The following is a 16,997-nucleotide window of genomic DNA, read 5'->3' as shown; positions in this document are numbered from 1 at the left end:
TTGGGACGCGCGCCCGCTCATTTTCCCGGTACCGCGATGACAGTCAATAGGAGTACAGAACGGCAACTGACGAAGCAAACCTACGACGTAATCGTAGCGGGTGCCGGCATGGTCGGTACCGCGATCGCTTACGGTCTGGCCGGCCGCGGCCTGAGCGTGCTGGCGCTCGATGGCGCCGATGGCGACTTGCGCGCGGCGAAGGCGAACTTCGGACTGGTGTGGGTACAAGGCAAGGGCTTCGACGTTCCGGCCTACCAACAGCTGTCGCGCCAGAGCGTGGCATTGTGGCCCGCCTTTGCTCGTGAGTTGACCGCCGAAACCGGCATCGAACTGGACTACCGGGCCGACGGCGGTCTGCATTTCTGTCTCGGCCAGGCGCAATGGGATCAACGTGCCGAGAAGCTGGCGCGCTGGGCCGAGCAGTTGCCCGGGCAAGAACGCTGCACGGAAATGCTGGATCGCGCCGCCCTGCAGCGTCTGCTGCCCAAGGTCCAGTTCGGGCCCGAAGTCAGCGGCGCGAGTTACGGACTCGTCGATGGTCACGTCAATCCGCTCCGCCTGCTGGCCGCGCTGCAGCGCGGCCTTCAATTGCGTGGCGGACACCTGCGCGCCAACAGCGCGGTTTCGCGCATCGCGCCGCGCACCGGCGGCGGCTTCGAGGTACAGGTCGGGGCCCAGCGCTTCGAGGCGGCTCAAGTGGTCGTTGCCGCCGGACTGGGCTCGCCGGCGCTCGGCCGGATGGTCGGACTGGACGTGCCGCTGCACGCGCAACGCGGGCAGCTCCTGGTCACCGAGCGCCTGGCGCCAATACTCCCCTTGCCGGCCAGTGGCCTTCGGCAGACCGCCGAAGGAACGGTAATGGTTGGCGTCACGCACGAGGAAGTCGGCTTCGATCTGAGCACGACGACCGCCGCCGCGGCCCGCATGAGTCGTCAGGCTGGCCGTGTGTTGCCCGCGTTGGGGCAAGCGCTGCTGATGCGGCACTGGTCGTGCCTGCGCGTCATGACGCCGGACGGCTGCCCGGTCTATGCAGGTTCCGTCGACCAGCCAGGCGCATGGATCGCACTTTGTCACTCCGGCATTACGCTAGCCGCGTTTCATGCGGGCCCGCTTGCGGCCGCATTCGCGCAAGCGCTTATTCCGGCCGAACTGCAGGTTTTTCACCATGGACGCTTCGATGTTCCGCAAACTGCATGACCCCGGGGCGACAGTCCCCGCTTTGACCTTGACGATCGACGGACAAACGGTGAGCGCCGAACCGGGCGACAGCATTGCTGCGGTCCTGCTGCGGCTGGATCCGCCGTTCTCGCGCACCACCCCGGTGAGCGGCAGCCCGCGCACGCCGTATTGCATGATGGGTGTGTGCTTCGAATGCCTTGCCAGCGTCGATGGCGTGGCATCCACGCAGACCTGCCTCGTGCAGGTGCGCGGGGGCATGCGCGTGGAACGCCAGCACGGCCGGCGCGCGCTCACGATGGCGGCGCCGGAAGACGCTGTCGACCCTCGCGACGGCATGCAAGGCGGAGTTTCACCATGAACCGCGCCGTCGACTTACTGATCATCGGCGCTGGCCCAGCGGGCATGAGCGCGGCGCTGCGGGCCCGCTGCCTGGGCTTGAGCGTGTTGGTGGTGGATGATCAACACGCGCCGGGCGGCCAGATCTGGCGCGCGATCGAAACCCGGGCCGACACCAGTACCGGCAAATTACTGGGCGACGAATATGCTGCCGGCCTGCCGCTCGCGCAAGCATTCCGGGCGAGCGGCGCCGTCTACGAACCCGGCACCCAGGTGTGGCAAATCGAGCCTGGCTGGCAGGTCTACATGAGCCGCGCGCAACAGGCGGAATGCGTGCAAGCCGCCAATGTGCTGCTAGCCACCGGCGCGCAGGAACGGCCCGCTCCTTTTCCGGGCTGGACCTTGCCCGGTGTGCTGACGGTGGGCGCGGCCCAGATCCTCCTGAAGACCGCGCGCGAGATTCCACAAAACCCGCCATGGATCGCGGGCAGCGGGCCCCTCGCCCTGCTTTACATGGTGCAGTTGCTGCGCGCCGGCGGCAGCATCGCCGGTTGGCTGGACACCGCGCCCGCTGATGGTTGGCGGCGTGCCCTGCCGCATGTGGCGAGCGCACGCCACGCCTGGAAAGACATACTCAAAGGTCTGGGCTGGACACGTGAGTTGCGACGTGCCGGCTTTCCCATCATCCGCGGCGTCACGCAACTGCGTGCACAGGGCGACCAGCGCCTGGAGCATCTCGTTTATCAAACCGCCGACGGACAGTCGCAACGCGTCGCGGCCGAGCTCTTGCTGATACACGAGGGCGTGGTTCCGTCGATCCATATGACGCAAGCACTCGGTTGCGAACACGTCTGGAGCGCCGCTCAATTCTGTCTCGCGCCGACGCTCGACGAGTGGGGCCAGACGAGCAAGCCCGGGATTTTTTTGGCTGGCGATGGCGCAGGCATCGGTGGCGCGCATGCCGCCCGCACGCGCGGCGACCTGGCAGCACTCGGTATCGCGATGCGCGCCGGCAAGTTGCAGGACGATGCGGCGCGACGCCTCGCCGAGCCCATGCGCCGGCGACTGGCAACGGAACTGTCAATTCGCCCGGTGCTCGACGCCTTGTACCCGCCTCGCGCGGAACTGTTCGCACCGACGGACGACACGATGGTGTGCCGTTGCGAGGAATTGACCGCTGGCCAGATCCGCGCGGCCGCCAAAATCGGCCAGCCGGGCCCGAATCAGATCAAGGCATTTACGCGTGCGGGAATGGGACCGTGCCAGGGCCGGCAGTGCGGCTACACGGTCGCGCACATTCTCGCTGCGGCGCACGGGAAGCCGGTCGAGGAAATCGGGTTTTACCGCATCCGGCCCCCTCTCAAGCCATTGACCCTGGGCGAGTTGGCGTCCCTGGATAGTGGGAGCGATGCAGGGAGCCACGCAGCATGACCAGCGCCGTCTTCGATGTCGCCGTGATCGGTGGTGGCCTGCACGGCCTGTCGGCGGCCCTGCACCTCGGCCGAGCGGGAAAACGCGTCGTCGTGCTCGAACGGGCGTGGGTCGGGAGGCACGCGTCCGGGGCGTCCGCCGCGGGCGTGCGCACGCTCAACCGCGATCTGGGCGAACTGGATCTGGCGCTCGAATCGATGGAGATGTGGCACAACATCGGTTCACTGGTCGGCGATGACTGCGGCTTCCACGCACATGGCCAGATCTGCGTGGCGGAACAGCCCGGCATCTTGTCCAAACTCGAGGAGCGCGTTTCCAGGCTGAACGGCTTGGGCTATACGCACGAAGCAATCATCGATGCCCGAGAGCTGCGCAGGCGGGTCCCGGCGATCAGCCGGCATTGCATCGGCGCATCGATTGCACCTGACAATGGCGCGGCGGATCCGCACCGCACCCTCGCAGCCTTCCGGCGCAGCGCGCAGGCAACCGGCGTCGTGATCCGCGAAGGATGCGGCGTGCGGCGCATCGAGCGGCGTGGCCAGGATTGGTCCATCGAGATGGATGGTGCGGCAGTCACCGACGGCGAACGGGGCGGCGGCCAAGCGCTTGGTCGTGATCAGAGCCGCGATCATGGCCGCGGGCAAACCAGCACCCTCGTCGTGCCGTTCGTGATCAACGCGGCAGGCGCCTGGTCCGGACGCATCGCGGCGATGGTGGGCGATGACATTCCGCTTGATACAAAGGCTTCCATGATGATCGTCTCGGAACGGCTGGCCCCCATGATTGAACCAGTGGTATCGATCATGGGGCGCTCCCTGTCTTTCAAGCAGTCGGATCAGGGCACGCTGGTTATCGGCGGCGGCTTGCAGGGAATCCCCAATTTGGACGCCGAAACCTCGGTCGTACGAATGGGTGTCCTGTCCAAAGGCGCCCGGGCGGCAACCGATCTATTCCCCTGCGTACGCGATATTCACATCGTGCGTGTCTGGTCGGGCCTGGAGGCAAAAACAGAGGACCTGCTGCCCGTCATCGGGGCCGCGGTGAACGCGCCGGGGGTCTTCCATGCCTTCGGTTATTCGGGTCACGGATTCCAGTTGGTGCCCGTCGTGGGCGCTGCGCTGACGGATCTGATCGTCAGCGGTTCGACGCGGCGCGCCATCGGCGCCCTGAACGCGCGACGCTTGACGGCCACACCGCCAGCGGAGGTCGCAGCATGATGCGCTACACCGTTAAACGCCTCCTGCTCGCCATTCCCACGCTGCTGGCAATGCTGACCGCGGTATTCGTGCTGGTGCGGCTGGTACCGGGTGACCCCGCCGCCGCCATGCTCGGCGACCAGGCCAGTGCCGCGGCTCTGTCGGCGCTGCGCACCCACTTGGGCTTGAACCTCCCGCTTCATACGCAGTACTTGAATTTTCTGAGTGACGCGCTAACGGGCAATTTCGGTTACTCCCTGTCGAACGGCCGGAGTGTTCTGCGAGAGGTCGCCGAGGTGCTGCCATGGACCCTGCAGTTGAGCTTCGCCGCCATTGTCATCGGCATCGGCCTCGGTCTGCCGCTGGGGATCTGGGCCGCGCTGCGGCGCGATGCCTGGCCCGACTACGTGAGTCGCTTCCTGTCGCTGGCGGGCCTGTCGTTTCCCGCGTTCGTGTCCGGGATTCTGATGCTGCTGGTGTTCGCCATCGAGCTGAACTGGTTCCCGGTCATCGGCAGCACGACTTCAGGTAACCCGTGGAGCCAATGGCGTGGCCTGGTGCTGCCGGCCTTCAACCTGGGTTTGATCATGACAGCCTACGTCACCCGGGTCGCCCGCTCGTCGATGTTGAGCGTGCTCAGCGAAGACTACATCCGCACGGCACGCGCCAAAGGGCTGCGCCCGAGCCAACTGATCTTGCGCCACGGCTTACGCAACGCGCTGATTCCCATTCTCACGGTGGTCGGCCTGTATTTCGGCACCCTGATCGGCAACTCGGTTCTCACCGAAATCGTCTTCAACCGGCCCGGCCTGGGCAAGTTGATTCTGGGCGCCTTGAACGCGCGCGACTATACCCTGCTGCAAGGCCTGATGATCGTGTTCGCTGCCTGCGTGATCATCGTGAACCTGTTGACTGACCTCGCCTACGGGTGGGTCGACCCTCGAGTGAAATACAAATGAGCACGCTCTCGCCTTCGGCCCCGCCCACAGTTCCCGCCACCCCGCCCGACAGTCTATGGCGTGCACTCCTCAGCAATCGTGTCGCCTGGATAGGCGTGACCCTGTTGCTGATAATCGTCCTGGCGGCGGTATTCGCCCCCTGGCTCGCGCCCCACGATCCGCTTCAGCAGAACATTGCTTATCGGCTGGATCCGCCATCTGCTGATTTCTGGCTGGGCACCGACAGCTATGGCCGCGATGTGCTCTCGCGCCTGATCTATGGTGCCCGCATTTCGCTCCTGGTAGGCTTTCTCGCGGTCTTGATCGCCATGCTGATTGGTTCCGCGCTCGGCATACTGGCCGGCTACCTGGGCGGCTGGTTCGATCAGTTGGTGATGGGGCTGGTCGATGTACTCCTGTCGTTTCCCACGCTGTTGCTCGGACTGATGGTGGCGGCCATGCTCGGCGCCAGTCTCGAGAATCTGATCGTGGCGATCGCGATCACCGAAATCGCGCCGTTCGTGCGGATTGCGCGCGCACCGACAATCGCGCTCAAGCAGCGAGATTTTATCGAGGCAGGCCGTGCCTTAGGCTTCGGACCGATGCGCCTGATGGGGGTGCACATCCTGCCCAACATGGCCTCGGACGTGATCGTGCTGGCCTCGCTGTGGATGGCCGCGGCGATCCGCACCGAAGCCTCGCTCAGCTTCATCGGCCTCGGCGTGCCGCCGCCGATTGCGACCTGGGGCAGCATGATCCGGGAAGGCTTCAACAATATTCTCGACGCCTGGTGGCTGATCGTTTTCCCCTGCGTGGCCATCCTGCTCACGGTACTGGCCCTAAACCTGTTGGGCGATGCCTTGCGCGACGCGCTCGATCCCAAACTGCGCGGAGAGAAGCGGTGACACAGACGATGACACAGGATCCAGCCGTTCTCGAGATTCGCGAACTGCGCACTGAATTCCGCATCCGCAAACAATGGCACGCAGCTGTGCGCGGGGTATCGTTATCCGTGGCTCGCAACGAGACAGTGGCACTCGTCGGGGAGTCGGGCAGCGGCAAAAGCGTTACCGCGCTATCCATCCTGAAGTTGCTGCCGGGTGCCGGCGCGCGCCACGCCGGCGGTCACATACTGCTTGCGGGTCGCGACCTGTCGACGTTGTCGGAAGCGCAGATGTCGCACGTGCGCGGCAACGACATCGCCATGATTTTCCAGGAACCGATGACCTCGTTGAACCCGACGATGACGGTCGGCGACCAGATTGTCGAAGCCATCCGCCAGCACCATGCCACCTCTTATTCAGAAGCACGCCTGCAGGCACTGGAGGCATTGCGGGAAGTCGGTATTCCAGGTGCGGACAATCGTCTCGACGATTATCCGCACCAGTTCTCGGGTGGCATGCGCCAGCGTGTCATGATCGCCATGGCACTCGCGTCCAAGCCTAAGCTGCTCGTGGCCGACGAACCGACCACCGCCCTGGACGTCACCGTACAAGCGCAGATACTGGCGCTGCTCGCGCAGTTACAGGCGGCGCATGGCATGTCGATCCTGTTCATCACGCATAACCTGGGCGTCGTCGCACAAATCGCGGACCGCGTGGCAGTCATGTACGCCGGCGAAGTGGTCGAACTGGCCGACGTCGATGCGCTGTTCGCGCAGCCCACGCATCCCTACACGCAAGCGCTGCTGCGCGCGATGCCGCGCGTGGATCTCGACACCGACGAGTTCCTGGCTATCCCGGGCCAGGCGCCCACGCTCGCGGCGATGCCGCCCGGGTGCGCATTCGCGCCGCGCTGCCCGTCTCGCCAGGCGCAATGCGAACGCGAGCACCCTGTCTTGCAGCAGGTACTGGGCGGCGCCACCGGCCACATGGTGCGTTGTCCCGTGCGGCTGGAACAGTTGCGAATGAACCTGGAAACCTCGCTATGAGTGAACTCCTGCGCGTAGACAAACTGATCAAGCATTTCGCCAGCGGCGGTGGGCGGTTCGGCGCGCCGCATCAAGTGGTACGAGCCGTGAATGAGGTGTCGTTCACCGTGGAGCGAGGCTGCTCGATGGGCCTGGTCGGGGAATCCGGTTGTGGCAAATCGACGGTTGCGCGCACCTTGTTGCGCCTGATCGAACCCGATTCCGGTTCCATTGTGTTCGATGGTATCGATCTGCGGCGCGCCAGCGCGGCGCAAATGCGCACACTGCGCCAACGCATCCAGATCGTCTTTCAGGATCCCTACGCGTCACTCAATCCACGCCGCACGGTTCGTCAGACCCTCGAGGAACCGTTGCGTGTGCACGGCCAGGGCAACGCCCGCGCGATCGCCAAGAAGGTCGCAGACACTTTGCTCGACGTCGGCCTGCCAGTCGATGTGCTCGACCGTTACCCGCACGAATTCTCGGGCGGTCAACGCCAGCGCATCGGCATTGCCCGTGCACTGGTGCTCGACCCCGAGTTGATTATTGCCGACGAGCCCGTGTCGGCGCTCGACGTATCGGTGCAAGCGCAGATCCTTCATCTGCTCGCGAGATTGCGCAAGGAACGCGGACTGTCGTTCGTCTTCGTATCGCACGACCTGGGCGTGGTACGCCAATTCTGCGACACGGTCAGCGTCATGTATCTGGGACGTATCGTCGAGAGCGGCCCGACGCGCCCGTTATTGGACACGCCAGCGCATCCGTACAGCCGGGTCCTCAGAGACTCCTCCCCCGTACCGGATCCAGGTGCTCGCATCAGGCTGTCGAAGATCGAGGGAGAAATACCCTCGCCCACGCGCTTGCCGTCCGGTTGTGCCTTCCACCCGCGTTGCCCGCGTGCCGTCGGGGCTTGTATGACGCAGGTGCCCAAGCTCGACGAGCTCGCATCTGGACGGCGCGTTGCGTGCTACTTTCCCGTGACGACCGGAGACGCGAAAGCGATATCCGATGGGCTGCCAACCGCAACGTAGGTTCCCGTAAATCGGAGCTTGCCACTGGCCGCATCGACAGCAAAGATCGCGATTTGATCGCTGCGTTGAACTAGAAGCGACGATTCCCGGGCTGATTTCGGTATGCCGTCACGCCAGTGCGAAGCGTGACGAGCGACGGATTGCACGGCCGCCACCGGCCGCATTCACCGCACCTAGATACGCCTCCGTCAGCACGTCGAGTTGTTCGAGTTCCGCCGGCGTTCCCTGCGCCGCGACACGCCCGCCTTCGAGCACATATCCGTATGTCGCGTATCGCAGCGCGGTGGCCGCATTCTGTTCAGCCAGCAGAAAGCTCACCCCCTCCTCACGATTAAGCCCCGCGACGATCTCGAAGATCTCTTCGACAATCTGTGGTGCGAGGCCCATCGAAGGTTCGTCCAACAGGATCACCGATGGCCGCGCCATCAATGCACGGCCAATCGCGACCATCTGCTGCTCGCCGCCCGACGTCAACCCCGCGGGCAACTTGCGGCGCTCCTTCAAGCGCGGAAAAATGGCATAGATACGGTCAAGGCCTGCCTCGACTTCGCGGCAGGCCGGACGACGAACGTACGCGCCGATCCGCAGGTTCTCTTCCACCGATAAATGCGCGAAGCAACGCCGCCCCTCCAGAACCTGGACGAGGCCGGCCTCCGCGAGCGTCCAGGGGTGGGCATGCGTCACGTCCTCGCCGCGATACACGATCCGCCCGGCGGTCAACTCACCCCGCTCGGCGCCGACCAGGGCCGAAATCGCCTTCAGCGTAGTCGTCTTGCCCGCGCCGTTGCCGCCCAGCAACGCGACGACGGCTCCATCCGGAACGCTCAGCGACACCCCGTGCAGTGCCGGAAAAAGTCCGCCATAGGTGACGGCGATGCCATCCACATCGAGAACCGTGCCGGCCGCCATTGCTACAGATCCTTGCTGCAGTCGCGCGGCGTGATGCCCTTCTCTTTCGCGTACGCATTCGCCGATTTTTCGATGATCGGACGCAGCAGCGCGCGATCCGCCTGCACCCAATCGCTGATCACCTTCCAGTGCTGGCCGTCCCATTGCTGGAAGCGTACGGCACCGCCGCCCTCGTGGTCCGCGCACGACAGCTTGAGCGGCTGTACCAGCCCGAATGCGCCCAACTGTTTCAAGCGGGCGTTGTCGAGGTCCAGGTGTTCGAAACCCCAGCGTACCTGTTCGCCCGTCAGCGGCTTATTGCCGTATTTCGCCTGTGCGACTCGCAATGCTTCGACGTTGAGAATGCCGTTCACGACACCGAGGTTGTAGTACACCGTCCCGAAGCGCGCCGGGTCATTGAGGTTGCCCTTGCCGGGCTTGACGACGTATTGATCGATAGCCTGGAGCACGGGATAGTTCGTGCCCGACGGATGCGTGGTGATGGAGATGAAGCCCTTGGCAGCATCGCCGGCAGGACGCACGTCTTCCTCCGAATTACTCCAGATGTTGCCGATGATGTGATTCGCTGGAAAACCGACCTTCTGCGCGGACTTGAGCGCCACCGGATTCATCACGCCCCAGCCGCGCAGGATGACCCAGTCAGGGTTGATGCGGTGAATATTCAGCCACTGCGAACCCTGTTCGTTACCCGGATGCGGCACTTCGATCTGCGTCAGTTCGAAGCCGTACTTCTTCGCGAGGGTATCGAGTACGGGAATCGTCTCGCGACCATAGGGTGAGCCGTGATAAAGCACCACGATCTTCTTGCCCTTCAAACCCTGCAACCCGCCCGACTGCGTCCCGATATAGTTGATGATCGCGGAAACTTCGCTGTACGGGTTCAGTTGCAGCGGAAAAACGTAGGGGAAAACGGCACCATCGGTCGAGTCCGTGCGGCCATGATTGATCGTGATGAGCGGCAGCTTGTCCGCCGCCGACCGATCGAGGGTCGCATACGCTATGCCGACCGAAAGCGGATTGGTGGCCGCCGCCGGCGCGCCGTTGAGGCCAGCCTTGAGGCGCTCGTAGCACTCTACGCCCTTCTCCACCACGTACTCGGTTTCGCATTCGCTCCAGGTCAGCTTGACGCCGTTCACACCGCCATCACGGGTATTGATGAGCTGCATGTAGTCGATGAAACCGCCGAAGAAACCCGTGCCGCCGGCCGCGTACGGCCCGACCCGATAACTCTGCAAGGGGAAGTACTCTTCGCTCCCCGCGTAGGCGGCCGAAGCGGTTGCAATAACGCCGGCTGCAAGTAAAAGCAATACGCCGATGGTAGCTGTCGCACGCGACGAGGCCGCGCGAAAATAACGTGATAGTGAAAGATTCATGCTGAACGCGTCCGTGTCTGCTGTGATTGGGAAAGAGGTATGGACTATTTCTGCGCAAACGTTCAGGCCCGCAGCGGCCAGTTCCTGAGGCGCTGCCGCGCGATCTGAACAAGCCGCGCAAGCCCGTCCGGTTCCTTGATGAGGAACAAGATAATCAATGCGCCAAAGAGGATCTTCTGGAGGTTCTGGAGTTGCCCGACGTCCACGCCGATAGCGGCAAGCGCACCGGCCGCATGGGACAACCCAATGGGCAGCAACACAATGAAAGCCGCGCCGTAGAAGTTGCCCGAGATACTGCCCATCCCACCGATGATGATGATGAACAGCACCTGGAACGACAGGTTGAGGTCGAAGCCGTGCGGCTCGACCGTGCCGAGATAAGCGAACGCCCAGAGCGCGCCTGCAATCCCGATGACGAACGAACTGACGGCGAAGGCCAGCAGTTTGGTGCGGCCGATAGGAATGCCGATGACCGCAGCCGCCGTGTCCATGTCGCGTACCGCCATCCAGCGACGGCCGAGTTCGCTGCGCACGAGGCTGGCAGCCACTGCGAACAACACCGCGACAACGCCAAGAACGAACTGGTAGCGCGAAACCGGCGTGGCGATGGACCAGCCGAAGACCGATAACCGAGGGGCGCTCAGGACGCCGGACGTATCGTCATTCGAGAACCAGTTCACCTTGGTGAAAAGCCATTCGATGAAAAATTGTGCGGCCAGTGTCGAAGCAATCAGGTAGAAGCCCTTGATGCGAAGGCTTGGCAAGCCGAATAACGTGCCGATCGCCGCAGTTGTCAATCCTCCCAGAACAAGGTCCGCGAGCAACGACAAACCCGGCACGCGGACGGCGAAGTTATAGGTGGCGTAGGCGCCCACTGCCATGAAAGCCGCGGTGCCAAGCGACAGTTGACCGGCATAACCCGTCAGAAGATTTAAACCAAGCCCGGCAAGCGACAGTATCAAGAAAGGCGTCAGCACGGCGCTCAGCCAATATTCGCTGGCTACTCCCGGCACAGCGGCGAGGACGGCCAGGCTCGCGACTAAAACGAGCCCTGGAACGGCCGGCCGCGAAGCGCTCAGCCCGGCGCGGCGAATGACGATGTTCGACATAAGCGGCCTCATATCCGTTCGACGGCGGGTTCGCCGAACAAGCCCACGGGGCGTACGAGCAGGAACAGGACTGCGAGAACATACGGAAACCAGTTCTCGATGCCGCCGCCCACCAGTGAGCCGACGTACACCTCGGCCAGCTTTTCCGACGCGCCGACCAGCAGGCCGCCGGCTATCGCCCCGCCGATCGACGAGAAGCCACCGATGATCAGTACCGGAAGCGCCTTCAGCACCACCAGCGACAACGAGAACTGTACGCCGAGGCGTGCGCCCCATAGCAGGCCGGCGACGAGACTGACAAAACCCGCAAGCGACCAGACGATGGCCCAGATTCGCGGCAGCCTGATGCCGACCGCAAGTGCCGCGAGCGGATCATCAGCCACTGCGCGCAAGGACAAACCGAGTCGGGTCCGGTTCGTCATCAAAGACAACGCAATCACGAGCACGCCAGCTGTTGCCGCGGCGAACAGGTCGAACTGGCTGATCATCACGCCGCCCAACTGAAGCGGTTTATCGTCGATACCCAGATCCAGTCCATGCACCTGCGCGCCCCACAATAACTGGGCAGCGCCTTCGAGAATGAAGCTCAAGCCGAGTGTCGCCATGAAGAGCACGATAGGCGTCCGGTTCACGAGCGGCCGCAACACGGCGCGTTCTATCGCGATGGCGATCAGCACCAATACTGCAAGCGTCGCCGCGAATGCAAGCCAGGGGGCAACATGGCGTTCGACCAGGCTCACGAAGGTCAGCGCGCCGAACAACACCAGCGAACCCTGCGCAAAATTGAACACGCCCGATGCCTTGTAGATCAACACGAAGCCGATCGCGACGAGCGAGTACATCACGCCGGCCAACAAACCGCCGACCAGCACTTCGAGAAAGAAACTCATGGATGCAGCCTTTGGGTGATTCAATGAAATCGACGCGCGCCAAGGTCAGTGACGCGTGCCGAGATAAGCCGCCAGTACGCCGGGATCGACACGCACCTCGGCAGGACTACCGTCTGCAATCTTCTTGCCGTAGTCGAGCACGACAATGTGATCGGAGAGATCCATTACCACGCCGATGTCATGCTCGATCAGCACGACGGTCACGCCGAATTGTTCATTGGCATCGACGATGAAACCCGCCATCGCGCGTTTCTCGTCGGCATTCATGCCGGCCATCGGTTCATCGAGCAACAGCAAGCGCGGCTCGGCCGCCAACGCGCGAGCCAGTTCCACGCGCTTCTGAACGCCGTACGACAGCGTGCCCACGATGCTGTCACGCACACGCTGCAAATCGAGTGCTTCGATCACGACTTCGGCGTAACGGCGTTGTGTTGCTTCGTCGCGTCGGGCCCGCCCAACTCGAAAGGTCTGCTCAAGCCACGTGCTGCCGCGATGCAGGTTGCGCCCGGTCAGTACGTTGTCCAACACGCTCATGCGCCGGAACAGCGCGATGTTCTGAAACGTGCGCGCGATACCGCGATGCGCCGCGTCATGCGGATTCATGCGACGGCTTCCGGTGCCATCGAAGCGCACCGTGCCCTGCTGCGGCCGGTAGACGCCATTGATGACATTGAGAAGCGAACTCTTGCCGGCGCCGTTCGGCCCGATCAATGCGCAGATCTCGCCTTGACGGACGTCGAAGCTGATGTCGGTAATGGCCTTGACACCGCCGAACGATAACGAAATCCGGTCCAGCGAAAGCAGCGGTTCAGCGGGTAAAGGCAAAGGCCGTTCTAGTGACGTCACGCGGGTTGTCCTTGTACATCGGCGATTTCTTGCAGAGGCAGACCGCGCTCCGGCAATCGGTGCCACTGATCGTCATCCGGCCATGCGCGGACATCGATTCGTAGTGCGTTGAAAAGACGCGCCGCGTTATCATCCAGAGACGCGCCGACTACTAGCGCAGCATGAGTCCGCCTGAAGCCGATCACCTCGCGCAATGGCCGCGCGACACCCCACCACGCGACGAAGCGCAGCAGCCTGGATGAACGCTCATCGCTCAGGCGATCCAGCAAGCGCCGGCGGATGGAACCCTCACCGGGCAATCTTGCATCGACGAGCCGTGCGACCCGTCCATAGGTCTCGCGTGTTCCCGCGACGAGCGTGGGCGCGAGTTCACGCCGGTCGTTGTCGCGTGTATCCAGCGATTCGGGAAAATTCAGGTGAAAGCCGGTCAGTAGCCACGGTGCAACCAGATAGCGCGCCTGCGCCGCTGTCGCGAATGCGCGGGCGGCGAACGCGTCATCGCCTGGGTGAAGATGTTCCTTTGCGACGACCTGCCGTGCCTCGCGAATCAGCGCTGCATGCGTGACGCGCTGCTCCTCGAGGCCGTGTTCAACGTCACCGCGATAGAAGATATACGCGTCATGATCAGGTCGTGTGGTGGCTTGAACACGTTTATCCGACAATAAGAGCGTCCTGTATTCAAGCACGTCCGCGTGCGGATGCGGCCGCAGTCCGCGCGGGTTTGCATCGATAACCCATTGCGATAACGCGAGCAGGCGATCGACCTGCCGATCGTCGTCGGCGAAGATGAAAAGCGGCGCAAGATGCCGCACGATTTCAGCAAGCGTCCGATCCGATACCGAAGGTTCGACCGGCACTGCAACCCCGCCGCGCCATTGGGCAGCCAGAGACAATAACAGCGCCTCCTCGCGCGGCTGACTGACAAGCAGCAGTGCGTCGCCGGGACCGAAATCATGCGCCGCCAAAGCAGCGGCCAGTGCCTCGACTTTTTTGGCAAGCGCTTGCCAGCTCAGCTGCTCCCAATGCCCCAGCCGTTTATGCCGCAACGCGGCCGCCTGAGGACGGGACTGCGCTTGTACGGCAAGCCACCCGGGCAGACTGTCAGCGAGCACGGTCTCTTTGCCCCGCGTCGGCGCCACCATCTCAAGCAGCCTTGGCTTCAAGTTGCGCAGCCTCTTCGAGTTCGCGCACGAGCGGCAAGACCCGCTGCCCGAAATACTCGACCTCTTCAATAAAGTGCAGGAAACCGGCCAGCACCAGATCCACGCCCACTGCTTTCAATTCCACGATCCGCTCTGCAATCTGCCGTGGCGTACCGATCAGATTCGTGCGAAAGCCGTCGTTGTATTGCACCAGGTCTTCGAACGTTGATTTGGCCCAATTACCCTCGCCTTCAGGCGACGCGCTGCCCGCCTGCTTCGCGGCGTCGCCGAATGCATGGACCGCTTCCACATGCGCGTGCTTGATGATGTCGGCGAGTACCGCCTTGGCTTCTTCTTCGGTGTCGCGGGCAATCACGAACGCATTCACGCCAATGCGCACCTTGTGGTTGTTGACGGCCGCCTTGGCCTGGATATCGTCGATCTGAAGCTTCAGGTTCTCAGGCGTATTGCCGTTGGTGAAGTACCAGTCGGAAACGCTCGCGGCATTGTCGCGGGCTGCACGCGAGCTACCACCCTGAAAGATTTCCGGGTGCGGCTTTTGCACCGGCTTCGGACTCAGCGTGTAGTTGTTGAATCGATAAAAATCGCCTCGGAACGTAAAGTTATCCTGAGTCCAGATGCCCTTGAGCGCTTCGATAAATTCGCGCGACCGGCGATAACGTTCGTCGTGTTCAAGCCACGGCTCGCCGATCGCCGTGAATTCGCCTTTGAACCATCCGCTTACCACGTTGATTCCAATCCGCCCCTTGGAGATATGATCGATCGTCGCAATCTGCTTGGCGACAACCGCCGGACTCCACGGTCCCGGCAAGATGGCGGCGAGTACTTTCAGCTTGGTGGTCGCATGCAGCAGAGCCTGACTGAACGACACCGACTCGTGTTGATTGTCCGCGCCATAACCCGCCGTAAAGCGGATCTGGCTAAGCGCGTATTCGAAGCCCGCTTTCTCTGCGGTCTGTGCAAGCTTCTGGTTATATTCAACGCTCCAGTCAGTGCGCTGTTCGATGGTGCTGACCACCAGGCCACCGCTGACGTTCGGAACCCAATAGGCAAACTTAAGCGCTTCCTGCTTCTCGCTCATGACAATCTCCTGATTAATTAGTATGCCGATTCACTGGTGACCGGCATCGTCGTTGCGAGTCCAACTCACGGCTTCTGAATCTATTTCAGTCAGCCGCATCCACCAATCAATTTATTCAGCTATCGATATGTCCGGCAACCGGCATAGGTAAGCATCAGCGACGGAACCTGACGCTGAAACGGTGGTATCGACGTCATGCTGTTCCGTCACGGTCGTCATCTGCCATAGCCCGATAAACAAACCGCAAAACGATCTAACGCAAATGCAGTCGATAGACTAGATTTGTGAGCCTGCGCACTCGCGCCAGCGGTGGCCAATGTCGCGCCACCGTCGCCTTCAACAAACAACACTCAAGGATTTCGACATGACACAACTGCCGCCTGTCGCGTTATCGGTTGGAGCGGATTACGAGAGTGTCGCCAGCCGCTTCAGGCCCATCTTCGAGCGCATAACCGCTGGTGCAGTCGAGCGTGACCAGCTACGCACCCTTCCCTACGACCAGATCACGGAGCTGAAACAGGCGGGTTTTGGCGCACTGCGCGTGCCGGTATCGCATGGCGGTGCGGGTGTCTCCGTCAAGCAGTTATTCCGCTTGCTAATTGAACTCGGCGCCGCGGATTCCAATCTTCCCCAGGCTTTGCGCGGCCACTTTGCGTTCGTCGAGGATGTGGTCAATGCGCCCGCGAGCCCCGAGCGGGACCAGTGGTTTGCACGCTTCGTACGCGGCGATCTGTTCGGCAATGCGTGGACTGAAGTCGGCAACGTTGCGCTGGGCAGCGTCATCACCAAGGTGGCCAAGCAAGGCGACCGCTGGGTCTTGAACGGCGAAAAGTACTACAGCACGGGCAGCATTTTCGCGGACTGGATCGACGTCTATGCTCAACGCGCTGAAGATGGCAGCGATGTAATTGTCGCGGTGGCCACGCAGCAACCCGGCGTGACGCTAAGCGACGATTGGGACGGTTTTGGACAACGCACCACGGGAAGCGGCACCACGGTGTTCAAGGACGCAGTGGTCGAGCCGGGTCATATCGCGGATTTCTCCCGGCGCTTTAAATATCAGACCGCGTTCTATCAACTGTTCCATCTCGCGACGCTTGCCGGTATCGCCCGGGCGGCTGAGCTTGATGCCGCGGCCGAAGTGCGAGCGCGCAAACGGATTTATAGCCACGGCAATGCGCCACACGTCAGTCAGGACGTTCAGATTCAGCAGGTGGTGGGCGAGATTGCGGCTTGGGCCTATGCCGCGGAAGCAGTCGCCTTACGCTCAACGGAACCGGCGCAGCGGGCGTATGAAGCGCGTTTCGCCGATGACGTCGACGCTGAAAACCGCTTCAATATCGAGGCTGAAATTGAATCCGCCAAAGGGCAGATCGTTGCAACAGAACTTGCCTTGCGCGCCTCGACCCATCTGTTCGATGCACTTGGTGCATCGGCTATTGGAGGAGGAAAAGCGCTGGATCGCCATTGGCGCAATGCGCGTGCGGTTTCGTCGCATAACCCGATTGTGTACAAGGCCAAACTCGTTGGCGACTGGTCGATCAATCAGAAGGAACCCATCTACGTCTGGCAGATAGGCGCAGGACCGGGCCCGGCTTAAGCTCTT

Annotated in this window: 17 protein-coding genes; 9 read left to right on the top strand and 8 right to left on the bottom strand. The window is 62.6% G+C overall.

The window, feature by feature from the left end:
• Positions 1–36 precede the first annotated feature (36 nt).
• The 8 genes from M0D69_RS25365 to M0D69_RS25330 are packed head-to-tail and all read left to right on the top strand — an operon-like array spanning position 37 to position 8,020.
• Entirely contained in the window at positions 37–1,197 is a 1,161-nt protein-coding gene (locus tag M0D69_RS25365) for an FAD-binding oxidoreductase (protein ID WP_301784615.1), read from the top strand.
• The gene (locus M0D69_RS25360) at positions 1,178–1,537 is read left to right on the top strand and encodes a (2Fe-2S)-binding protein (RefSeq protein ID WP_367619762.1); all 360 of its coding nucleotides are present in this window, start codon (positions 1,178–1,180) and stop codon (positions 1,535–1,537) included. Before M0D69_RS25365 ends, M0D69_RS25360 begins: the two co-directional genes overlap by 20 nt.
• Positions 1,534–2,946 (top strand): NAD(P)/FAD-dependent oxidoreductase, encoded by a 1,413-nt coding sequence (locus tag M0D69_RS25355; RefSeq protein ID WP_301784614.1) that lies wholly within the window; start codon positions 1,534–1,536, stop codon positions 2,944–2,946. Before M0D69_RS25360 ends, M0D69_RS25355 begins: the two co-directional genes overlap by 4 nt.
• Positions 2,943–4,163 (top strand): FAD-binding oxidoreductase, encoded by a 1,221-nt coding sequence (locus M0D69_RS25350; protein WP_301784613.1) that lies wholly within the window; start codon positions 2,943–2,945, stop codon positions 4,161–4,163. Before M0D69_RS25355 ends, M0D69_RS25350 begins: the two co-directional genes overlap by 4 nt.
• Positions 4,160–5,101: an ABC transporter permease gene (locus M0D69_RS25345; RefSeq protein WP_301784612.1), complete on the top strand. Its 942-nt coding sequence runs from the start codon at positions 4,160–4,162 to the stop codon at positions 5,099–5,101. The genes M0D69_RS25350 and M0D69_RS25345 overlap by 4 nt, the downstream gene beginning before the upstream one ends.
• Positions 5,098–5,985 carry an ABC transporter permease gene (locus M0D69_RS25340; RefSeq protein ID WP_301784611.1) on the top strand — a complete coding sequence of 296 codons (888 nt, stop codon included), beginning with the start codon at positions 5,098–5,100 and terminating at the stop codon, positions 5,983–5,985. Before M0D69_RS25345 ends, M0D69_RS25340 begins: the two co-directional genes overlap by 4 nt.
• 8 nt (positions 5,986–5,993) lie before the next feature.
• Positions 5,994–7,010, top strand: coding sequence for an ABC transporter ATP-binding protein (locus tag M0D69_RS25335; RefSeq protein ID WP_301784651.1), 1,017 nt, complete (start codon positions 5,994–5,996; stop codon positions 7,008–7,010).
• A complete protein-coding gene (locus M0D69_RS25330) occupies positions 7,007–8,020 on the top strand; it encodes an ABC transporter ATP-binding protein (protein WP_301784610.1) in 1,014 nt (337 codons plus the stop codon). The genes M0D69_RS25335 and M0D69_RS25330 overlap by 4 nt, the downstream gene beginning before the upstream one ends.
• Here M0D69_RS25330 and M0D69_RS43865 read toward each other — a convergent pair.
• From M0D69_RS43865 to sfnG, 8 genes are all read right to left on the bottom strand, one after another.
• Positions 7,957–8,184, bottom strand: a complete 228-nt coding sequence (locus M0D69_RS43865) for a beta-propeller fold lactonase family protein (protein WP_367619761.1) — start codon at positions 8,182–8,184, stop codon at positions 7,957–7,959. The genes M0D69_RS25330 and M0D69_RS43865 overlap by 64 nt on opposite strands.
• Positions 8,129–8,929: an ABC transporter ATP-binding protein gene (locus tag M0D69_RS25325; protein ID WP_301784609.1), complete on the bottom strand. Its 801-nt coding sequence runs from the start codon at positions 8,927–8,929 to the stop codon at positions 8,129–8,131. The genes M0D69_RS43865 and M0D69_RS25325 overlap by 56 nt, the downstream gene beginning before the upstream one ends.
• 2 nt (positions 8,930–8,931) lie before the next feature.
• On the bottom strand, positions 8,932–10,302 hold the full coding sequence (locus M0D69_RS25320; RefSeq protein ID WP_301784608.1) for an ABC transporter substrate-binding protein: 1,371 nt from the start codon (positions 10,300–10,302) through the stop codon (positions 8,932–8,934).
• Positions 10,303–10,364: 62 nt separating this feature from the next.
• Entirely contained in the window at positions 10,365–11,411 is a 1,047-nt protein-coding gene (locus M0D69_RS25315) for a branched-chain amino acid ABC transporter permease (protein WP_301784607.1), read from the bottom strand.
• Positions 11,412–11,419: 8 nt separating this feature from the next.
• Positions 11,420–12,301 (bottom strand): branched-chain amino acid ABC transporter permease, encoded by an 882-nt coding sequence (locus tag M0D69_RS25310; protein ID WP_301784606.1) that lies wholly within the window; start codon positions 12,299–12,301, stop codon positions 11,420–11,422.
• 45 nt (positions 12,302–12,346) lie between these two features.
• Entirely contained in the window at positions 12,347–13,147 is an 801-nt protein-coding gene (locus M0D69_RS25305) for an ABC transporter ATP-binding protein (RefSeq protein WP_301784605.1), read from the bottom strand.
• Entirely contained in the window at positions 13,144–14,310 is a 1,167-nt protein-coding gene (locus M0D69_RS25300; RefSeq protein WP_301784604.1) for an AMP-binding protein, read from the bottom strand. The genes M0D69_RS25305 and M0D69_RS25300 overlap by 4 nt, the downstream gene beginning before the upstream one ends.
• Positions 14,291–15,391: a dimethylsulfone monooxygenase SfnG gene (gene sfnG, locus M0D69_RS25295; protein ID WP_301784603.1), complete on the bottom strand. Its 1,101-nt coding sequence runs from the start codon at positions 15,389–15,391 to the stop codon at positions 14,291–14,293. The genes M0D69_RS25300 and sfnG overlap by 20 nt, the downstream gene beginning before the upstream one ends.
• Before the next feature lie 364 nt (positions 15,392–15,755).
• Here sfnG and M0D69_RS25290 point away from each other — a divergent pair, with 364 nt between their 5' ends.
• Entirely contained in the window at positions 15,756–16,991 is a 1,236-nt protein-coding gene (locus M0D69_RS25290) for an acyl-CoA dehydrogenase family protein (protein ID WP_301784602.1), read from the top strand.
• The last annotated feature ends 6 nt before the right edge of the window (positions 16,992–16,997 follow it).

The sequence above is a fragment of the Caballeronia sp. SEWSISQ10-4 2 genome, assembly GCF_030464885.1.
In the GTDB taxonomy this organism is placed as follows: Bacteria; Pseudomonadota; Gammaproteobacteria; order Burkholderiales; family Burkholderiaceae; genus Caballeronia.
Note: the sequence above shows the minus strand (reverse complement) of the source record. Positions and strands in the feature narration are given on the sequence as shown.